Below are 19,065 nucleotides of genomic sequence, written 5' to 3' on the forward strand. Positions count from 1 at the left end.
GATCAGAAGGGCGCCGGTTCGGCTTGAATGCCGTGGTCGCCGATATCCGGTGGCCAGGAGGGGCCGTTCCCGTCCAGGACGGTGATCGGTGTCGAGGCGTCGATCACCGCGATCGGCGGGGTGCGGACGTCGATGAGGTAGCGCAGGTCTGCTTCGACGCCTCTCTTGTTGTGGGGGTGGAACATTCGTGCCAGGGTCAGTGGGTCGGTGAGAGTCAGGCCGTATGTGGCGGCGAGCGCCTCGTCGGCTGCACGTCCGGTCTCGTTGAAGGCGCCGGCGGGTTCGGTGACGACGAGCTCGCCGGTGGGGGTGGTCCATTCGAGTCGTCCGGCTCCGAGTTGGCGCACCGTCCACAGTCCCTGGGTCTTGAGTCGGTGGTGCCGACGGCACAGGCAGGCGAGGTTCTGTTCGACCGTCAGGCCACCGCGTTCGGGGTGGGCGTGGTCGAACGGGATGGTGTGGTCGAGGTCGCAGATGATGGCGCGGGCGGTGCAGCCGGGGAACCGGCATACGCCGTCGCGGGCGCGGACGATCTCGGCGAGGCGCGCCGACGGCCGGTAGGTGAGTTGTTCGCGCCGGTGTCGGGTGCGTTCACGGATGGCGGTGGGCGTGATGCCGGCCGCCTTCAGTGCGCGGCCGATCCCGATGATGGTGCCGTGCGGGAGGGTGTTGATCCGTCGTCCGGACAGCCACACGCCGTCGGAATCGTGTTCGGGCGCAGCTTTGCCCGACGTGTCTGCTGTGTCGATGCAGTTCTGTGCGGACACCTGGTTTGGGGGTGGCGCTCCGGTGTGGGGGTGTCCGCAGAGCGCGTCGAGGACAGCCTCCCTGTCTGATTCGGTGAGGGTGAGAACCTTCCGCCAGGTTCCGTCCGCCGCGATCTCGCGGGCGAGATCCGCATCGATCCAGCCGTGCCCGGCGAGGTGACCAGGTAGGTCGTCGAGGCCCAGGAGGGTGGTCAGGTTCACCCCGACGTGGATCGTCGCGGTCGGCAGCGGCGACAGGGTGGCCTTTGTAGAGGCGAATTCGGCCGTTTCCGCTTCGTCACCTGCGTCCGCCGTCCGCTCGACGGGCTCTGCGACCGGCACGGCAGTCCGCGTCGCCACGGCCTGCGAGGCGCCGGGTGCGGTGCAGTCGCCGCGACCGCACCGGCACGCGAGGAACCCTGTACCGGCCGCGAGTGCGACGAGGGCGTCGGCGCGGCGCTGCGCGAAGGTGCGGGGATCGTTGCCGCACACCTCGAAACACATCTTCCGCAGCCGCATAGCCACTGTCTGCCCGCCAGGCCCTGGCAGGGTGCCTTCGATCGCGCAGGTACCGTCCTCGTTCGCGTGGAACCGGATGTCGCAATCGGCCTCGGCGCGTTCGCGGCGCTGCTTCGCACCCTCGGGATCGTGGCGTGCGATGAGCCAGCGGGCCTTCTGCCGCAGCTTCGAGGTGTTCAGGTCCTTCGTCCCGTCGAGCAGGAGCCGTTCGATCAGCTCCACCTTGTCGGGCGACACGTTCGCCAGGACATCCGAGATCGTTTGCGCCCGAGCCTGGTTGATCTCACCCGCTGCGAACGCCGCCGACGTGCCGCGCAGCCGCCATCGCAGGTCGATCCCGAGTCCGATCACCCGCTGGGCTGTCGCTTCGGTCCACCGGTACACGAATCCGACCTCGGCGTTGGCGAACTCACCCTGAAAGGCCTCGTTGCAGCCACGCCGCTCGTCCTCCGCGCACCGCACCAGATACAGCGACGCGATCGCATCCACCTCGACGAACTGTGCCCGCGCGATCACCGCGTGCTGCTCCCGCAACACCCCCAACCATTCCGCCTCCGGGACGCCCGACAACACACTGGAAGCCGCCGCCCTTGGTGTCTGAGTCGAATCCCCCGAATCGAACATGTGTACGAATATACGCTGATCCGCCGACTCTGTCGAGCATCATTCGCCATCCACATCTTCGGCGGTTGGTAAGCCGGCGTGCTGCCGGTCGGTACGGGAAGTGCCCTCCCGCGCTTGCGAACCGGGCGTTTGGACTTTCGGGAAGGACGAAGCCCCGTAGGGTCGTGCCGCGTGAGCGAACAGCGAGAACGCATGCTGCGAGGGGACCTGTACCGCGACAACGATGAGGAACTGGTTGCCGATCGCAAGGCGTGCCAACGTCTCCTCGATCGATTCAACGCAACCCTCGCCGATGATGACGCCGTGCGGCGGGACCTACTGGACAAGCTCCTCGGGTCACTGGGCCCGGGATCGTGGATCATGCCGCGGTTCCAGTGCGACTACGGTCGGTACATTCACATCGGCGCGAACAGCTTCCTCAACTACGACGCGATCCTGATGGACTGCGCGCCCATCACCATCGGTGACGACGTGTCGATCGGGCCGAGGGCACAACTCCTCACCGCACTTCACCCGATGGCCGATCACGAAGCGCGCCGCCGGCGATGGGAAACGGCGGCGCCGATCACGATCGGGAGCAATGTCTGGATGGGTGGCGGGGTCACGGTGTGCCCGGGTGTGACCGTCGGTGACAACACCGTGATCGGTGCCGGCAGCGTGGTGACGAAGGATGTGCCGGCCCACGTCTTCGCCGCCGGGAACCCGTGTCGCGTCATCAAACCGCTGCCGTGACGAAGGTTCGGCTTTCCGGGGCGCCCGGTCGGTGACGTCGCTGCGGTCGACCTCCCGTTCCGCTCCTGTTCGGCGTGTCGGCCGCGGCGCCTTCTCTCGGATTGTCAGCCCGCCAGCGGGTCCCGCGGCAGGCACACGCAGAAGGGGTGCCCTGCCGGATCGAAGAGCACACGACATTTCTCGGGTGCCGGCTGCAGAGCGGAAGCCTTCGCTCCGAGGCTCACCGACCGGGCTACAGCGACGTCCAGATCGTCGACGACGAGGTCGAGGTGGATCTGTTTGGGCACGGAGTTGTCCGGCCAGGTCGGCGGTCGATGGTCCGGCACGCGGATTGCGGTCAGCAGTGCCTGCGCGGTTTTCACGGTGACGAACTTTTCACTGGTGAAGGTGACGGTTCCGCCGAGCATGGCGCTCCAGAACTCGGCGAGCTCCGACGGATCATCACAGTCCAGGGTTATCGAACCCAACTGGGCAACGGCCATTCCTGCACGGTACCCAGCGCATTCGGGCGATGCCGCACATTCACCTCTGCCTTCCCGACCCGGGCTACGCGGATGCGGGAGATGATCGGGTGATGGTGTCACTGCGGATCGTCGTACCCGAGTACCTCGTGATGGACGGTATGTGCGAGTTTCCGACCGTCGGCGCGAGCATCGACTACGCCCTCACCTTCGTCGAGTCGGCGGCGGCTGCGCATCCGGAGATGCGCAGCCGGATCGAGGTCGAGGCCGAGTTGCTGGCTGGTGGACGGAGGTCCGAAGCCTGGACCGGGCCCAACGGCAGCGGGCATGCCGGCACGTACTCGATGCTGCTGCACGGGGAGGGCTGGTGCGCGCAGTTCGCCTCCGCAACCCGGCACACCGGACCCGTCGTGCTCACGGGCGTCTTCGAGGCGGATTTCCCCGCCTTCGTCCCCGACGTCGCTCATGTCTACGGCACGGTGACCCGGCGCCGGATGATCACCCGCACCAGCGAGGCGGGTTCCCAGGACTGGACGGACTCGCTCACCGGCATCTCCTCGGACCGAACCGGGTTCCGCTCGGGTCTGCTTCCGTCGAGACCGATTCGGTCCGGGTCGTCGGGAGGGGTATCGATGGTGCCGCCGCCGGACGCACCGTGGGTCAGGGATGTGGGAATTCTCGTGGACCTGGCGGTGGCGGATCGAGGGCCGCTCTGATGCGCGCCGCGTAGTCGGCCGCCTCGGCGTCGTCGGCGTACTTGGTTCTCGGCCAGAAGAAGCCCCGCAGGCCGTCGCCCTTCGTGCGGGGGACGACGTGCACGTGCAGGTGCGGGACCGACTGGGACACGACGTTGTTCATCGCGACGAAGGATCCCTGCGCACCCAGGCTCGTGACCATCGCCGCGGAGAGGCGCTGCGCGACGGTGAAGACCGGTGGCACGAGATCTGCAGGCAGGTCGGCGAGGACGTGGACGTGGGTCCGTGGAACCAGCAGCACATGCCCCTTGATCAGGGGCCGACGGTCGAGGAACCCGACCGTGTCCGAGTCCTCGTGCACGATGTGCGCGTCGACCCGCCCGGCGACGATGTCGCAGAACACACAGTCGGCCGGCATCGTTCACTCCTCCCGGCACTGCTCGAGCAACGCCTCGGCCTGCGGGTGAAGGTCGTCGACCGCGGCCCAGCCCAGCACCCGCAGGCCGGCCGCCGCGACGGTGGTCGCGGTGACGAGCTCACCCGCTGTGGCGGCGGTTTCGGCGTCGCTGCGTTCGTTGATCACCGTCTCGACGATGCGGAACGGCAGGCCGCACCGCGCGTCGTCGTCGCCGGGCGCAGGAATTCCGGATTCGTGTGGAGCGAGATCGGTGAGGACGAGGCGGGACAGGTGGGCGTACCGGGTCCGTAGCTTTCGCCGCTCCTCCCGGAAGCGGGTGAAGCGTTCGGTGCGCAATTCCGGGAGCAGATACAGCGCGCCGAGATTCCACCGGCCCGACAGCAGTTGCCCGGCGTCGAACAGCAGCAGCGCGTACAGCCGGACCGCCGGAGGTTCGGGTCGGTCGGCAAGCCGGTTCGCCACATCCAGGGCGTCCGAGACGGTGCCCTCGAGCAGCGCGACGAGAATGTCGTCCTTGGTGGCGAAGTGGTGGTACAGGGACGCCTGTCGCATGCCCACGGCATCCGCGATCTGCCGGGTCGATGTGGAGGCGAAACCCTTGGTGGTGAACAGTTCCGCCGCCGCGTCGAGGATCTCCGCCGACGCCGTGCGGCCCGGTCGGCGTTGTTTGCTCAGGCGGGGGCGTCCGGGGCCGGCATTGGTCACGCCTCCATCCTGCCAGTGCCACGCCGGGATACCGTGAACCGACTTTGGAGGTGCGATGACCGAGTTTCCGTCCATGCCCCGTTCCGCGCGTGCCGTCACCCGTCAGTGGCAGGCGTTGGCGCAGGGACCGTCGGCGGACGGGACGTTCGACCCGGCGCGGCTCGACGGACTGCCCGATCCCGTGCGGCGGTGGCTCGGACGGTCGATCGCCGACGCGGTCCCGCTCGTGAAGGTGGCCTGTTTCACGATGCGGGGCGAGATCAGGCTGGGATCCTGGCGGCCCTTCACCGCGACCCAGATCCTGCGGCCCGGCGTCGGCTTCGTGTGGGCCGCGACCGCCCGGATGATGGGCCTCCCGGTGGCCGGCTACGACCGGTACGCCGACGGGGTGGGGGAGATGCGCTGGCGGCTGGGCGGAGTGATCCCGGTGATGTCGGAGAGCGACGACCGGATCACCCGCAGCGCCGCGGGCCGCCTCGCGATCGAGTCGGTCCTGGTGCCGACGGCCTGCCTCGGTGCGCGCTGGACGGAAGACGAGCGGGGCGCGCACATGACCTGGATGACCGACGGCCACGAGGACACCGTCGATGTCGACATCGACACCGACGGTCGACTGCGCGGCGCCACGATGCAGCGCTGGGGCACGCCGACCGGGGCGGACTACGGCAGACATCCGTTCGGGGTCGCCGTCGAGGAGGAGACCGACCACGCCGGGATCACCGTCGCCTCGCGGTTCCGGGCCGGATGGTGGTGGGGGACCGACCGTCAGGACGAAGGGGAGTTCTTCCGCGCGCAGATCACCGACGTGATGTTCCGCTGACCTGTCGAGCCGTCAGGGCGCGCCGCAGCAGGGGGATCATCGGCCGGGGACTGGGCGCGCCGGTGCGGCGGAACGGGGCCGAATCACGGGACGCGGCCACCCATTCCGCGGGGTCGACGCCGGAAAGGTCGAGCCGGAACTCGGTCGCCGCGCACAGTTGGTGCAGCAGCAGGGTGCCGGTGCGCCCGTTACCCTCCCGGAACGGGTGTGCGTGGTTGTAGGTGACGTACACCGCGGCGAGCGCATAGGAGAGACGTCCGTGGTCCACGCGTGGCCAGTCCACCGTCGCGACCGCGATCTCCACTTCCCGCAGGTACCGGGAGATGGCGCCGACCGGTGCGAAACCGTCCCCGTTCTTCGCCAGGTCGACGATGCGGGTCTGGCCGGCCCATCCGAACACGTCACCGAAGACGTGGCGATGCAGGGCGTGGATGTGGTCGGCGTCGATCCGACGGACCGGGGGAGCGCCCTGCAGATGCGCCTCCAGCAGCCGGGCCGCGGTTGCCGCGAACTCGACGTCCCGAAGTTGGGTGGCGTCACGCAACCCGAAGTTGTTGCGCAGCACCGATGTCCCGGTGAGCAGGTAGGGCTGGGGCAGGGCGAACCGGCGCCTGCGGGTGGTCACCGGCAGTGCGGACGCCTGCAGCCGGCGATGTTCGAGAAAGCGCGCGTGGTCCAGCCGGCCGGTGGCCAGTGAGATCAGATCCGCGACGTCCGTCCGGTCCGGCCGCCAGCCCTCCAGGAGTTCGGCGGCGACGGTCTGGTCGACGCCATGGGCGTGCTCGGGAGGGAGCGCGGCGAACAGGTCCGGCCACGCGGTGGAGGCGGCGATCATGCCGACGGTCCCGCGTACGCCAGTTTGCGCTGCACCCCGGCGATCTCGCGGACCGCGCCGGCGAGCAGGCTGCGCTGCAACGGACTCAGAGCGTCGGGATCGATGACGTCCGTGGGCGGCTCACCCCGCTCGATCCGATCGCACTGGTGCCGCAGCCGGATCTGGGTGAGCGCGTCGAACGCCTCCCCGAGGACGCGGCCGTCGTCCTCGGGCAGCAGCCCGGCAGCCACCCCGGCCCGAAGACGCACCGGGGTGGCCTCGGCATCCAGTCCCGCGGCGGTGCCCGCCCACCGGGCGATGTTCACAATCGGGGCCAGACCCTGTGCCTTGACGTCCACCGACTCGACGCGTCGTGTGAGGCTCCACCGCCGTGAGGTGAGTGCGGCCTTCTCCTCGACGGCCTCGCGCAGCAGCAGGGCGAGTGCATCCGGACGCGACCGCAGGGCCGCGGCGGTGTGCCGCGACAGATCGAGATCCGGGTCGCCGTGGAGCACGCGACTGTCGACGAGCATCGCCAGCATCACCAGGGCCTGGTCGGACCAGGGGTCGGCCAGCCAGCCGTCGATCGCGGCGTACCACTGATCACGCGAACGGGCGAACCGCGGACGCGACGCCAGCGCACCCTTGTCGTCGGCACGCAGTGAGCACCGGTCGAGCAGCGTGTGCACGCGCGAGGCGCGGTCGATGGCGTCCCGTGACGTCGTCGACCCCTCGCGCCACACCGTCGCGCTGTCCACGTCCGAACTCGGCATCGCCTCCCGGCGCGCGACACTGCCCAGGACGAGCCATGCTGCGCTGGAAGGGGATTCGCTGTCGGTCAGTTCGACCGCGCGAGCGACGGCGGTGCCGACCACGACGGAGAGGATCGCGCTCACGTCGGTTGCCGCGACCCTGGCCTGCGTCAACTCCGCCACCAGGCGGGGTATGCGGGCGGTCGCGGCGACGAGTGTGGTGGTGTCCGCGGCGCGGGCGATGTCACCGCGCACCAGGAAACCTCCGCGGGTGGCATTGGCGAGCAGGTCGGTGTCCTCGACGACCCCGAGCGGTTCCCCGGTGTCGGACACGACGGGCAGGCGGCGGACGCCGTGCGCGAGCATGTCCAGCAGGGCGTCCGCGCCCAGCGTGGCAGCAGGCACGGTGCGCGCGGGCGCACTCATCACCGCGGACACCGGGACCTGCGGACTCTGCCCCGCCGCAACCACTCTCCGGCGCAGGTCGCCCTCGGTGAGGATGCCGAGCAGGTCGTCGCGGAGGCGGATCAGCACGCAGCGGCGACGACTGTCGGTCATCAGACGGGCGGCCTCGGCGACGGATGTCTCGGGCGCGCAGGTCAGGGCCGGTGCGTGCAGCAGTTCTCCGACCGGCCGCATCGCTGGGTCGCGCACCACCAGCGGTTCGTTCATGGGCCCCATCCTGACAGGAACGCCAGGGAGACCGGCGCTGTGAGCGGTCCGAAATGGTGGTGTAACAGGCGTCATCACCCCGAAACGCAACCGCTACACGGCGAAACGCGGGAGACACCGTCAGAAAACGGGCGCCACGAAAACTGTCAACCGACAGAAACCCCGCCGACCGCGCACCTCGCAGGAGAGCCCATGACGACCGTGGCATCAAAGACCGGTGATGACGGTGACCTCGCCGATTTCGGGTACGAGCAGCAGCTGCACCGCTCCCTCGGCAAGTTCGCCTCGTTCGCCGCCGGTTTCTCGTTCGTCTCCATCCTCACCACGATCTTCCAGCTGTTCGGCCTCGGCTTCGGATTCGCCGGCCCGGCCTTCTTCTGGACCTGGCCGGTGGTCTTCCTGGGCCAGTTCATGGTTGCGCTGTGCTTCGCCGAACTCGCTGCGCGGTACCCCATCTCGGGAGCGATCTACCAGTGGTCACGCCGCATGGCGGGGGAGGTGATCGGCTGGTTCGCCGGCTGGTTCATGATCCTCGCCCAGATCGTCACCGCCTCCGCTGCGGCCATCGCACTGCAGGTGGTGCTGCCGAACGTGTGGAGGGGCTTCCAGGTCATCGGCGACGACCCCTCGCTCACCTCGTCGTCCGGTGCCGCCAACGCGGTCCTCCTCGGGTCGGTGCTGCTGGTGCTGACCACGACCGTCAACTGCGTCGGCGTGAACTGGATGTCGCGGATCAACAACATCGGCGTCACCTGCGAGATCATCGGCGTCATCGCGGTGATCGGCATGTTCTTCACGCACGCCCAGCGCGGCCCGCAGGTGGTGTTCGACACCGGTGAGGCCGGCGGCCAGCCCGGCTACATCTGGGCCTGGATCGTCTCCGGCCTGATGGCCGCGTACGTGATGGTCGGCTTCGGATCCGCCGGCGAACTCGCCGAGGAGACCCGTAACCCGCGCCGCGTCGCGCCACGAACCATCCGGCTGGCGCTGTCGGTGTCCGCACTCGGTGGCGGCCTGATGATCGTCGGTGCGCTGATGGCCGCGCCCAGCCTGACAGACGGGCGCCTCGCCACCGAGGGACTGCCGTACGTGCTGAACTCGATCCTGTCCTCGCCGTGGGGCACCCTGCTGCTGGTCGACGTGGCCATCGCGGTGACCGTGTGCACCCTCGCGATCCAGACCGCGGCGTCGCGGCTGATGTTCTCCATGGCCCGCGACGGCCGGCTGCCCGCGTCGTCGGTGCTCTCGAAGGTCAACCCGCGCACCGGAACCCCGATCGCGCCGTCCGTGCTCATCGGCGTGCTGTGCATCGCGGTCCTTGCCGTCAACGTCGGCAACTCGGCGATCTTCGCGACCCTGTCCAGTGTCTGCATCATCCTGATCTACCTGGCGTACCTGCTGGTCACCGTGCCGCTGCTGGTGCGGCGGCTGAAGGGCTGGCCGAACGGCGGACCGCAGGTCGACGCCGAGGGCAAGCCGCTGTTCTCGCTCGGCCGCTGGGGCCTGCCCGTCAACATCGTCGCGGTCGTCTACGGCTCGCTGATGGTGGTCAACCTCGCCTGGCCGCGCGCCGAGATCTTCAACCCGACCGGTGAATACCCGGTCCTGCAGTGGGCCGGTCCGCTCACCGTCGCCGCCGTGGTGCTCCTCGGAGCGCTCTGCTACCCGCGCGGCAAGGCCGTCCCGAACCCCGTCACGATTGGAGCCTGACCCGTGTCCGTGAACACCGCCACCACCAGTGCCGCCCGCGAGCACGCCCGCTCGCAGGCCGGAGAGATCACCGATTCGATGCCGGTGCTGCCCGCGTCCGCGTGGCCGACCCCACCCGCCGGAATCGACTCGGATCGGCTCACCTGGGCCGAGACCGTGCCCGGCGGCCGCTACACGAGCAAGGTCCTCGCCCGGGGGACCCGGATCCGATTGCGGGACACCGGCGGTCGCGCCTGCGCCACCGTCCTGCTGTACCGCGCCGACGCCCCGCACGAGCGCCTCAACGTGGCCGACACCGTGAAGGTGCCGTGGCAGGCGTACCTCGGGGTCGGGCATCCGCTGCTCTCCGACCAGGGACGGGTGCTCGCGACCGTGGTCGCTGACACCTCCGGCGCCCACGACACCTTCTGCGGCACGACCACTCTCGCCGGCAACACCGCCAAGTACGGCGACGGCACCGTGCACTCGGCTTCGCCTGCCGGCCGGGAACTGCTCACCCTCGCCGCCGCCAAGCATGACCTGGCCCCGCGTGACCTGCCGCCGGCACTGTCCTTCTTCCACGGTGTCCGCGTGGAACCGGACGGTGCGCTGACTCCGACCGGAAACGCCGGGCCCGACACCGCGGTCGAACTGCTGCTGCACCTGCCGGTGATCGTGCTGATCGCCAACACCGCCCACCCCCTCGACGTCGCCGAGGAGTTCCCGACCACCTCGCTCGAGGTGCTCGCGTGGCAGGCACCGGAGGACCTCGACGACCTTCCGAACGACGACCCCGAGTACCTCCGCGCGGTACTGAACACCGAAGACAGCTGGACTGCGGCGCAGTCCGATCTCACCCTGACCGCGTCGCGGTTCGGAAAGGACGCCCGATGACCGCCACCCTGCTCGCCGCCGAGGCCCTCGCGCTCGTTCCCGGCACCGTCGTCCTCGACGAGATCGTTGGCTCCCGCGGACCGTGGTCGGCGGTCGTCCGCGCCGGCGACGTCCTCACCATCGTGGACCTGCACGGCAACCAGGCCGTCGACACCCTGATCTACTCGGCCGCCGACCGCACCGCCCGCTACGACGCCGCGGCCACCGTCACCGCGCAACGCAACCTGTTCCTCACCACCGGATCGGTGCTGCGCGCCCAGGACGGCACGGCGTTGATGACGATCGTCGGCGACGAGGTCGGCAACCACGACACCGTCGGAGGCGCCTGCTCGCAGGAGTCGAACACCCTTCGGTACGGCCACCACACCCGGCACCAGCACGCCTGCGTCGAGAACTTCCTGATCGAGGGCGCGAAGTGGGGCCTGGGCAAGCGTGACCTGGTCTCCAACATCAACTTCTTCATGAACGTGCCCGTCGACGCGGACGGCACCCTCGGCATCGTCGACGGACTGTCGGCTCCCGGCAAGCGCCTGGCACTGCGCGCCGAGATCGACGCGCTGGTGCTCGTGTCGAACTGCCCGCAGATCAACAACCCGTGCAACGGTTTCGACCCCACCGAGGTCCGGATGATCGTCACCCGTGAGGAGGAGCGATGACCAGCGTTGCGGTCGAGCGGCCGGGAATGCTGGCCACCGTCCAGGATTGGCCGGGCCGGGTCGGATACTGGCAGATCGGCGTGCCGCCGTCGGGGCCGATGGACGACCTGTCGTTCCGGCTCGGCAATGTCGCGGTCGGAAATCCTGAGGGCGCAGCGGGTCTGGAGTTCACGATGTCCGGTCCCGCCCTCCGGTTCGCCGAGCAGGCCGTCGTCTGCGTCACCGGCGCGCCGGTGCGGGTCCGAGTGGACGGGATCACGGTGCCGTCCTGGCAGCCCGTCACAGTCCCCGCGGGCGGACTGCTCGACATCGGTACCGTCAGCGGTCCCGGACTGAGGATCTACCTGCTGATCCAGGGCGGCATCGACGTTCCCGACCACCTGGGCAGTGGAGCGACGTTCACCCTCGGCCGCTTCGGTGGACACGAGGGCCGGGTGCTGCAGGCCGGCGACGTGCTCACCCTCGGATCGACCGGGAATCCGGATCTGGCGCAGCCGGTTCCGGGTGAGCACCGGCCCGTGATCGCCGGCCGCTGGGAGATCGCGGTCACCGAGGGGCCGCACGGTGCGCCGGAGTTCTTCACTCGCGCCGACATCGACACCCTCTACGCCACCGACTACGAGGTGCACTTCAACTCCGACCGCACCGGCGTCCGCCTCGTCGGCCCGCAGCCGGACTGGGCCCGCGCCGACGGCGGCGAGGCCGGTCTGCACCCGTCCAACATCCACGACAACGCGTATTCCGTCGGAGCACTGGACTTCACCGGTGACACTCCGATTCTGCTCGGACCGGACGGACCCAGCCTGGGCGGGTTCGTGTGCCCGGTCACCGTGGTCGCCGCCGAGCGCTGGAAGCTCGGACAGCTCAGCCCCGGCGATCGGGTTCGGTTCGTGCCCGTGAAGGCGGCGCACGCGGCGCGTCTGGGGGACCTCGGTGTCGCCCGTCGTGCCGGTCTGCCCGCGGTGTTCTCGTCCGGCGGCGACGGGGACGACGGCGTGATCGCGCGACGCGACGGCACGACGCCGGTCACCTACCGCCGCTCGGGTGACGACAACGTCCTCGTCGAGTACGGCGACCTGACCCTGGACCTGTCGTTGCGGGCCCGTGTCCACGCCCTGCACCAGCGCCTCGAGGCGGAGAAGCCGGGCGGGCTGCTCGACCTGACCCCGGGGATCCGGTCCCTTCAGGTCCGGGTCGACCCGGACGTGCTTCCCGTGCCCACGCTGATGGGTCTGCTCGCCGAGGCGGAGGAGCAGATTCCCGACTCGTCGCAGCTGGTGGTGCCCAGCAGGCACGTGCGGATGCCGCTGTCGTGGGACGACCCGTCCACCCGTGAAGCGATCAAGCGGTACATGCACGGCGTGCGCGCCGACGCGCCGTGGTGCCCCTGGAACATCGAATTCATCCGCCGGATGAACGGACTCGACTCGGTCGCCGACGTCTTCGACACCGTCTTCGACGCCGAGTACCTGGTGCTGGGCCTCGGCGACGTGTACCTCGGCGCCCCCGTCGCGACCCCGCTCGATCCTCGCCACCGCCTGGTCACCACCAAGTACAACCCGGCGCGGACCTGGACGCCGGAGAACGCGGTCGGGATCGGTGGTGCCTACCTCTGCATCTACGGGATGGAGGGACCGGGCGGCTACCAGTTCGTCGGTCGCACCACCCAGGTGTGGAACCACCGGTTCCCGGACAACTCGCGGGCCTTCGAGGACGGCACGCCGTGGCTGCTGCGGTTCTTCGACCGGATCTCCTGGTACCCGGTCGAGCCCGACGAACTTCTCGAGCTGCGCGCGGAGACCGCCGCCGGGGGACCGGGCGGTGTGCAGATCACCGACGGCAGCTTCTCGCTCGCCGAGCACGAGAAGTTCCTCGCGTCGAACGCCGACTCGATCGCGGCGTTCCGGACGACGCAGTCGGCGGCCTTCGCCGCTGAGCGCGACGCCTGGGCGGCCGCCGGGGAGTTCGCGAAGACCGGTGAGGCGGCCGCCTGACCTGAGTGAACGGATGAAAGCCGGGTTTGTCCGGGTTGCGGGAGAGGGGTGAACGGGTGTTCACTGCACAAGGGTGAATACCCGTTCACCCCCTTCTTTTTCCGAGTTCGCATCCCGGAGTTGCCCCTTGTCAGTCCACTCGAAGCCGTCCCGTAGCTCGACACCGTCGTCGCGGGCGTCGACCGGGGTGCTCACCACCGTGCTCTGCCTGTCCGGCACGCTCGTCGCCCTGCAGCAGACCCTGGTCATCCCGCTGCTCGCCGAGTTCCCGACCATCCTCGACATCGACTACACGACGGCGTCCTGGCTGGTCACGATCACACTGCTGACCGCCGCGATCGCCACCCCGATCGTCTCCCGGCTGGCCGACATGTTCGGGAAACGGCGCATGATGCTGGTCTCGTTGGGCACCATGATCGTCGGCTCGATCATCGCCGCAGTCGGCGCGAGCTTCCCCGCGGTGCTGGTCGGACGCGGAATGCAGGGACTGGCCTCCGCTCTCGTCCCCGTCGGTATCGGCATCCTGCGCGACGAGCTGCCCAAGTCGAAGGTCGCCGGGGCCACCTCCCTGATGAGCGCCACCCTCGGCATCGGTGCCGCGCTCGGCCTGCCGCTGGCCGGCCTGATCTACGAGCACCTGGGATGGTCCGCCATCTTCTGGGTGTCCGCGGGAGCCGGTGTCGCCCTGGTGATCGCGGTGCTCACCGTGGTGCCGGAATCGCCCGTCCGCACACCCGGCCGATTCGACATCGGCGGCGCGGTGCTCCTGTCCGTCGCGCTGGCGTCCCTGCTGCTGGCGATCTCCAAGGGTGGCACCTGGGGCTGGTTCGGCGGCCGCACCGTCGGAGCCCTGGTGATCGCGGCCGTCGCGTTCGCGCTGTGGTTCCCGTACGAGCTGCGGGTCAACCAGCCGATGGTCGACCTGCGGACCTCCGCCCGGCGACCGGTGCTGCTCACCAACATCGCCGGACTCCTCGTCGGCCTGTCCATGTACGCGAACATGATGTCGACCACCCAGCAGTTGGAGATGACCGAGGCCACCGGATACGGGCACGGCCTGTCGGTACTCGTCGCCGGACTGTGCATGATGCCGGCCGGGCTGATGATGGTCGTGGTCGCGCCGATCGCCGCCAAACTGATCCGGCGGATCGGTCCCCGCCTCACCCTGGTCATCGGCGGCCTGGTGCTGGCGGGCGCGTACACCGCGCGGGTCTTCCTGACCGGGTCGGTGCCCCTGATCGTGCTCGGCGCGATGCTCGTCACCTCCGGAACCGCGATCGCCTACGGCGCCATGCCGATGCTCATCATGGGCTCGGTGCCGATCACCGAAACCGCCTCCGCCAACGGTCTCAACACACTGCTGCGCTCGGTCGGCACCTCGGTCTCGAGTGCGGTCATCTCGGCGATCCTGACGACCGTCACCCTCTCCGTCGCCGGACACGAGCTGCCCTCGCTGGCCGCCTTCCAGATCGTGTTCGGGGTCGCCGCCGTCGCGGGTCTCGCGGCCGCCACGGTCGCCGCGTTCATCCCGCGGTCCGCCCACGCCGCGGAGACGCCGCCGATCGCGAAGGCCGCGGCCGACACCGCGCCGGACGAGATCGTCGTCAGCGGAGCGGTGCTGCACTCCGGTATGCGCCCGATCCGGCAGGCCGTGGTCACCGTGCTGCGCACCACCGGCGAGCCGGTCGACTGGAGCCGCGCCGACAACACCGGCGAGTTCTCCGTGGTGCTGCCGCAGCCCGGTCCCTATCTGGTGGTCACCAATGCGGACGGCTGGGCGCCGCGGTCCCAGGTGATCGACTTCGACGGCTCCGACACCCGGCAGTCGGTCGTGCTCACCCACCGGCTCCGGCTCGGCGGGCGGGTCACCGACGGCGGCCACTCGGTCCCGGACGCGGTGGTCAGCCTGGTCAAGGCGACGGGGGAGTACGTGGGCACCACGCGCACCGACGCGGACGGGCACTACGAGTTCGCGCAACCCTCGACGGGGCGCCATCTCGTCACCGTGCTGACCGCCGACCGGCGCACCGCGACCCGGCAATTCGTCCAGTTGTCCCGGCCGGCGGAGATCGACCTCGATCTCGATCCCGACCACGAGGTCGCGGCCGTCGCCGGGGTCGGATCGGGCGCGGGCACGGTGGCGCCGTGACCGCGTCCACGAGGGAGACGGTGATCGCCGCCGCCCGGGACCTCTTCGCCCGGCGCGGCTACACCGCGACGACCATCAAGGACATCGCCGCCGCGGCCGGCTGCTCCCCGGCGCTGGTGATGAAGCTGACGGGCAGCAAGGCCGAACTGTTCGCGGCCGCGGATCCGTCGGCGTCCGTCCTCGAGGAGCCGTCGCACGCGGTGCCCGACGAGCCGCCCGCGGCGGCGGAGCCGATCGGGTACCAACTGGTCCGCAGGCTCCTCGACCGCCGCGACAACGACGAGCCCGACCCGCTCGCCATGGCGCCGACGCTGATCCACGAAGCGGTCGATCAGGACACCGCGCGCGAGGACATCCGGCGCCGCTACGTGAGGGCCATCGCGGACCGGATCGGTGACACCTCAACCGAACTCGTCCGCACCCATCTGGTGCTCACCACGATGCTCGGACTTGCGAGCGGGGTCCGGAGTGTCGGTCTGCTCGGACCCGACGTCATCGGCCGCGAGGACCTGATCCGGCGCTACGGCGGGCTGGTGCAGGCCATCGTCGACGAGCCCCTCGACGTACGGCCGCCAGGCTGCCATCGTTGAGGTGTGAGTCGAGGAGGCGACCGTGATGGAAGCGAAGAAGTGGTCGGTGACCATCGAAATCGACGAGCACGACGGCCGGACCCGGGCCAAGGCCCGGCTGCATGCAGAGGGTAAACCGGAACTGGTGGGCGTCGGGTTGGCCAGGCTCAATCCGACCGACGCGGACGTCCCCGCGATCGGCGACGAGCTGGCGGCGGCCCGTGCGTTCGCGGATCTGTCGCACAAGTTGATCGAGGCCACCGCGGCCGACATCGAGGCGAGCACCCACCGCAAGGCCCTGCTCTACGCGTAGTGCGCCGTCGCGCTACCGGTGGCGCATCGTGCCGGAGAGGATCCCGTCGATCCGTACCGCCGTCACCGCACTGCCACGGAACCCGAGGTAGCCGTCGGGGCGAATCAGATACCCGGCCCCGCCTCGGGATCCGTACATCTGCGCGAACCGGCCATCGTTGTCGCGCAACACGATTCCGGACACATCCGGGATCTGCGCGGCAGGATCGACGATCACGTGACACCGCACCAGCGGGCCGTACCGGTCCATGGTGACGGCGGCCAGGTCGAGCTGCGCGTCGACCTGCTCCGCGTCCGACGCGTACAGCAGCAGCGTGTGCCCGGGGTGACGCAGCAGGTCGTGCACCCGGGCCGGGAGCGCGGTGGAATCCTGACCCAGTCCGCCGGCGTCCGGAGCCCGTTCCCCGGGGTGCGGGCCGGGATCGTTCTCGGAATGCCCGTCGGCACCGACGAGGGGGCTGTCCGGATAGGCGACGAGCAACTGGGCCTCCCGCAGGACCGCGACGGACGCGTCGGTCTCGCCTGCGCCGATGCCCTGACGGGCGTGCCGCACGGTCCGGCCGACCACCTCCTCGCCGACCGGATGCCGTTCCAGGTGGTAGGTGTCGAGGAGGTCCTCGGCGGCCAGGCCCTGCACCGCCAGTGCCAGCTTCCACGCCAGGTTGGTGGCGTCCTGGACGCCGGTGTTCATGCCCTGCGCGCCGGTCGGCGGATGGATGTGCGCGGCGTCGCCCGCGAGGAACACCCGGCCGTGCGAATAGCGCGCGGCGAGGCGGTGACTGATCCGGAACACCGACGACCAGCGCAGATTCGACGCGGTCGTGGGCTCCGGCGCGAGCCGGTCCAGGACGGCCTGGACGTGATGCAGTTCGGGGGCCCGGCCGCCCTCGAGCCCGTGTGCGACCGCGCCCGGCGTCGCCGCCGTCGCCAACTCGTCGGGGACGAGCATCGAGATCCGGTAGCGATGACGGCCGGGCAGTGGGATCGCGACCATCAGGTCGTCCACCGAGCCGTCGGTGTGGTGCATCGCCCGGACGCCGAATCCGGCGGGCAGCGACCAGTCGACCTCGACGTCGGCGAGCATGTACTCCTCGGGGAACGCGTCGCCCTCGAACTCCACGCCGAGCCCCTTGCGGACCAGTGAGTGCGCGCCGTCGCACCCGACCAGGTAGCGGGACGAGACCGTGGAACCGCCTCGCGGCCCGTGCAGGGTCGAGGTGACCGTGTCGTCGTGCTGATCGAAGCCGGTGAACTCGACTCCGCGCGTGACGTGGCCGCCGTGGGCGGCGAGGGCGTCGGCCAGGATTCGTTCGGTCTCGTACTGCGGCATCGCGACGAACCGGTACGGGATGACGTCCGGGAGCGGCATCTCCATTCGCACGGCCGCGGCATCGTCGGAGTACACGAGTTGGCCGCGCATCGTGATCGACGCGTCGAGCGCAGCTCGGACGATCCCCATCGAGTCGAACACCTCGAGGGTTCGTGGCGAGACACCGACCGCCTTCGCGAACGGCGCGCGTTCCGGCCGCCGATCGACGACGAGGACGTCGACGCCGCGGCGGCGCAACTGCACCGCCAGGGTGAGCCCGACCGGTCCGGCTCCCACGATCAGGACGTCGGTGCTGGTGTGCGGAAACTTCGGATCGACTGCCGAGGTCATGGTTTCGATTGTCGCAGGTGATCGCCTGGGCGGCATACCGATTCGCGGCGGGGCTTGACTTGCCATAGAACACGTGTTCGACTGTGCGCATGCGTTGGCAGGGGCAGACACTCGAGGCCGTGCAGTCGGAGATCGACGACGGTGCCCTGCCCGGTCTGGCCCGGGTGGGGCACGTGCGCAGCGTACAGACTCCCGAGTTCGAGGGGATCACCTTCCACGAGGTGCTGTGCAAATCGGCGCTGAACAGGGTGCCGGACGGATCGCCGCTGCCGTTCCGGTTCACCGTCAACGCTTTTCGGGGCTGTTCGCACGCCTGTCGGTACTGCTTCGCGCGTCCCACACACGAGTACCTCGACCTCGACGCCGGAGCCGATTTCGACAGCCAGGTCGTGGTCAAGACCAATATCGCCGCCGTGTTGCGCCGCGAGCTGGCCCGCCGGTCGTGGAAACGCGAGCCGGTCGCGCTCGGCACCAACACCGACCCTTACCAGCGAGCCGAGGGCCGCTACCGGCTGATGCCGGGCATCATCGGCGCACTCGCCGAATCGGGGACGCCGTTCTCGATCCTGACCAAGGGCACGCTGCTGCGCCGGGACCTGCCGATGCTGACCCTCGCCGCCCGGCAGGTGCCCGTGTCGATCTCGGTGTCGCTCGCGATCGGTGACGCCGAGCTGCAGAAGGCGATCGAACCCGGTACGCCCTCGCCTCGGGCCAGGCTCGAGCTGATCCGTGCGATCGCGGATGCCGGTTTCGACTGCAACGTCATGGTCGCGCCCGTGATCCCGTATCTCACCGACTCCACCGCGCATCTCGACGGACTGCTCGCCTCGATCGCCGAAGCCGGCGCGAGCGGGGTCACCGTGTTTCCGATGCACCTTCGCGGCAGCACCCGGGGTTGGTTCCTGAACTGGCTCGCCGAACACCATCCCGCGCTGATTCGCCGCTACCGGCAGCTGTACGGCCGCGGCGCGTACGTCACACCCGAGTACAAGACGTGGCTGCGCGGGCGTGTCACCCCGCTGGTCGAGAAGTACGGGCTCGGCCGCGGCGATGTCGCCGATGACGGTGCCGGTGATCGCCTCACGGGTGCCACCGGCCCGCGGCAGGAGTCCGCCTCGCCCACACGGGAACTCATCGGTGCCGGTGCGGCGCCGGCGCTCACCCTGTTCTGATCGAGTGTCACC

Annotated in this window: 18 protein-coding genes; 11 read left to right on the forward strand and 7 right to left on the reverse strand. The window is 69.7% G+C overall.

Annotated features, from left to right (window positions below; translation table 11 throughout):
- Window positions 1–2: 2 nt before the first annotated feature.
- The gene (locus tag ACWDUM_RS16025) at window positions 3–1,802 is read right to left on the reverse strand and encodes a DUF222 domain-containing protein (RefSeq protein ID WP_450134762.1); all 1,800 of its coding nucleotides are present in this window, start codon (window positions 1,800–1,802) and stop codon (window positions 3–5) included.
- A gap of 258 nt (window positions 1,803–2,060) precedes the next feature.
- Between ACWDUM_RS16025 and ACWDUM_RS16030 the strand changes: the two genes are divergently transcribed.
- Window positions 2,061–2,621, forward strand: coding sequence for a sugar O-acetyltransferase (locus ACWDUM_RS16030; protein ID WP_450134699.1), 561 nt, complete (start codon window positions 2,061–2,063; stop codon window positions 2,619–2,621).
- Window positions 2,622–2,725: 104 nt separating this feature from the next.
- Here the strand turns inward: ACWDUM_RS16030 and ACWDUM_RS16035 are convergent, their stop codons facing one another.
- Window positions 2,726–3,103, reverse strand: a complete 378-nt coding sequence (locus tag ACWDUM_RS16035) for a VOC family protein (RefSeq protein ID WP_450134700.1) — start codon at window positions 3,101–3,103, stop codon at window positions 2,726–2,728.
- A gap of 92 nt (window positions 3,104–3,195) precedes the next feature.
- Between ACWDUM_RS16035 and ACWDUM_RS16040 the strand changes: the two genes are divergently transcribed.
- Complete coding sequence (locus ACWDUM_RS16040) at window positions 3,196–3,798, forward strand: hypothetical protein (RefSeq protein ID WP_450134701.1); 603 nt, start codon at window positions 3,196–3,198, stop codon at window positions 3,796–3,798.
- Here the strand turns inward: ACWDUM_RS16040 and ACWDUM_RS16045 are convergent.
- Complete coding sequence (locus ACWDUM_RS16045) at window positions 3,743–4,195, reverse strand: HIT family protein (RefSeq protein WP_450134702.1); 453 nt, start codon at window positions 4,193–4,195, stop codon at window positions 3,743–3,745. The genes ACWDUM_RS16040 and ACWDUM_RS16045 overlap by 56 nt on opposite strands.
- Before the next feature lie 3 nt (window positions 4,196–4,198).
- Window positions 4,199–4,900 (reverse strand): TetR/AcrR family transcriptional regulator, encoded by a 702-nt coding sequence (locus ACWDUM_RS16050; protein ID WP_450134703.1) that lies wholly within the window; start codon window positions 4,898–4,900, stop codon window positions 4,199–4,201.
- Between the two features lie 55 nt (window positions 4,901–4,955).
- Between ACWDUM_RS16050 and ACWDUM_RS16055 the strand changes: the two genes are divergently transcribed.
- On the forward strand, window positions 4,956–5,720 hold the full coding sequence (locus ACWDUM_RS16055; protein WP_450134704.1) for a DUF6920 family protein: 765 nt from the start codon (window positions 4,956–4,958) through the stop codon (window positions 5,718–5,720).
- On the opposite strand, the gene ACWDUM_RS16060 is transcribed toward ACWDUM_RS16055, so the two are convergent.
- Both ACWDUM_RS16060 and ACWDUM_RS16065 read right to left on the reverse strand, forming a co-directional pair.
- Window positions 5,698–6,555, reverse strand: coding sequence for a Fic family protein (locus ACWDUM_RS16060; protein WP_450134705.1), 858 nt, complete (start codon window positions 6,553–6,555; stop codon window positions 5,698–5,700). The genes ACWDUM_RS16055 and ACWDUM_RS16060 overlap by 23 nt on opposite strands.
- The gene (locus ACWDUM_RS16065) at window positions 6,552–7,958 is read right to left on the reverse strand and encodes a putative nucleotidyltransferase substrate binding domain-containing protein (RefSeq protein WP_450134706.1); all 1,407 of its coding nucleotides are present in this window, start codon (window positions 7,956–7,958) and stop codon (window positions 6,552–6,554) included. Before ACWDUM_RS16065 ends, ACWDUM_RS16060 begins: the two co-directional genes overlap by 4 nt.
- A 192-nt stretch (window positions 7,959–8,150) precedes the next feature.
- Here ACWDUM_RS16065 and ACWDUM_RS16070 point away from each other — a divergent pair, with 192 nt between their 5' ends.
- From ACWDUM_RS16070 to ACWDUM_RS16100, 7 genes are all read left to right on the forward strand, one after another.
- A complete protein-coding gene (locus ACWDUM_RS16070) occupies window positions 8,151–9,668 on the forward strand; it encodes an amino acid permease (protein ID WP_450134707.1) in 1,518 nt (505 codons plus the stop codon).
- Window positions 9,669–9,677: 9 nt separating this feature from the next.
- Window positions 9,678–10,541, forward strand: coding sequence for an urea amidolyase associated protein UAAP1 (locus ACWDUM_RS16075; RefSeq protein ID WP_450134763.1), 864 nt, complete (start codon window positions 9,678–9,680; stop codon window positions 10,539–10,541).
- Window positions 10,538–11,197 carry an urea amidolyase associated protein UAAP2 gene (locus ACWDUM_RS16080; protein ID WP_450134708.1) on the forward strand — a complete coding sequence of 220 codons (660 nt, stop codon included), beginning with the start codon at window positions 10,538–10,540 and terminating at the stop codon, window positions 11,195–11,197. Before ACWDUM_RS16075 ends, ACWDUM_RS16080 begins: the two co-directional genes overlap by 4 nt.
- Window positions 11,194–13,191, forward strand: coding sequence for a 5-oxoprolinase/urea amidolyase family protein (locus ACWDUM_RS16085; RefSeq protein ID WP_450134709.1), 1,998 nt, complete (start codon window positions 11,194–11,196; stop codon window positions 13,189–13,191). Before ACWDUM_RS16080 ends, ACWDUM_RS16085 begins: the two co-directional genes overlap by 4 nt.
- Before the next feature lie 127 nt (window positions 13,192–13,318).
- Complete coding sequence (locus tag ACWDUM_RS16090; RefSeq protein ID WP_450134710.1) at window positions 13,319–15,340, forward strand: MFS transporter; 2,022 nt, start codon at window positions 13,319–13,321, stop codon at window positions 15,338–15,340.
- Window positions 15,337–15,930, forward strand: coding sequence for a TetR/AcrR family transcriptional regulator (locus ACWDUM_RS16095; protein ID WP_450115007.1), 594 nt, complete (start codon window positions 15,337–15,339; stop codon window positions 15,928–15,930). Before ACWDUM_RS16090 ends, ACWDUM_RS16095 begins: the two co-directional genes overlap by 4 nt.
- Before the next feature lie 25 nt (window positions 15,931–15,955).
- Window positions 15,956–16,222, forward strand: coding sequence for a DUF1876 domain-containing protein (locus ACWDUM_RS16100; RefSeq protein ID WP_450115067.1), 267 nt, complete (start codon window positions 15,956–15,958; stop codon window positions 16,220–16,222).
- A 12-nt stretch (window positions 16,223–16,234) separates the two neighbouring features.
- On the opposite strand, the gene ACWDUM_RS16105 is transcribed toward ACWDUM_RS16100, so the two are convergent.
- Window positions 16,235–17,881 carry an FAD-dependent oxidoreductase gene (locus tag ACWDUM_RS16105; RefSeq protein WP_450134711.1) on the reverse strand — a complete coding sequence of 549 codons (1,647 nt, stop codon included), beginning with the start codon at window positions 17,879–17,881 and terminating at the stop codon, window positions 16,235–16,237.
- An 89-nt stretch (window positions 17,882–17,970) separates the two neighbouring features.
- Between ACWDUM_RS16105 and ACWDUM_RS16110 the strand changes: the two genes are divergently transcribed.
- A complete protein-coding gene (locus ACWDUM_RS16110; protein ID WP_450134712.1) occupies window positions 17,971–19,053 on the forward strand; it encodes an Rv2578c family radical SAM protein in 1,083 nt (360 codons plus the stop codon).
- Window positions 19,054–19,065 lie beyond the last annotated feature (12 nt).

The sequence above is a fragment of the Rhodococcus sp. NPDC003322 genome (assembly GCF_053589555.1).

Bases quoted from the DNA above. Each gene is read 5' to 3' on its own strand.
- ACWDUM_RS16040 (WP_450134701.1), top strand. From the start codon at position 3,196: ATGGTGTCACTGCGGATCGTCGTACCCGAGTACCTCGTGATGGACGGT.
- ACWDUM_RS16035 (WP_450134700.1), bottom strand. From the start codon at position 3,103: ATGGCCGTTGCCCAGTTGGGTTCGATAACCCTGGACTGTGATGATCCG.
- ACWDUM_RS16055 (WP_450134704.1), top strand. From the start codon at position 4,956: ATGACCGAGTTTCCGTCCATGCCCCGTTCCGCGCGTGCCGTCACCCGT.
- ACWDUM_RS16060 (WP_450134705.1), bottom strand. From the start codon at position 6,555: ATGATCGCCGCCTCCACCGCGTGGCCGGACCTGTTCGCCGCGCTCCCT.
- ACWDUM_RS16065 (WP_450134706.1), bottom strand. From the start codon at position 7,958: ATGAACGAACCGCTGGTGGTGCGCGACCCAGCGATGCGGCCGGTCGGA.
- ACWDUM_RS16105 (WP_450134711.1), bottom strand. From the start codon at position 17,881: ATGACCTCGGCAGTCGATCCGAAGTTTCCGCACACCAGCACCGACGTC.
- ACWDUM_RS16080 (WP_450134708.1), top strand. From the start codon at position 10,538: ATGACCGCCACCCTGCTCGCCGCCGAGGCCCTCGCGCTCGTTCCCGGC.
- ACWDUM_RS16045 (WP_450134702.1), bottom strand. From the start codon at position 4,195: ATGCCGGCCGACTGTGTGTTCTGCGACATCGTCGCCGGGCGGGTCGAC.
- ACWDUM_RS16070 (WP_450134707.1), top strand. From the start codon at position 8,151: ATGACGACCGTGGCATCAAAGACCGGTGATGACGGTGACCTCGCCGAT.
- ACWDUM_RS16110 (WP_450134712.1), top strand. From the start codon at position 17,971: ATGCGTTGGCAGGGGCAGACACTCGAGGCCGTGCAGTCGGAGATCGAC.
- ACWDUM_RS16100 (WP_450115067.1), top strand. From the start codon at position 15,956: ATGGAAGCGAAGAAGTGGTCGGTGACCATCGAAATCGACGAGCACGAC.
- ACWDUM_RS16085 (WP_450134709.1), top strand. From the start codon at position 11,194: ATGACCAGCGTTGCGGTCGAGCGGCCGGGAATGCTGGCCACCGTCCAG.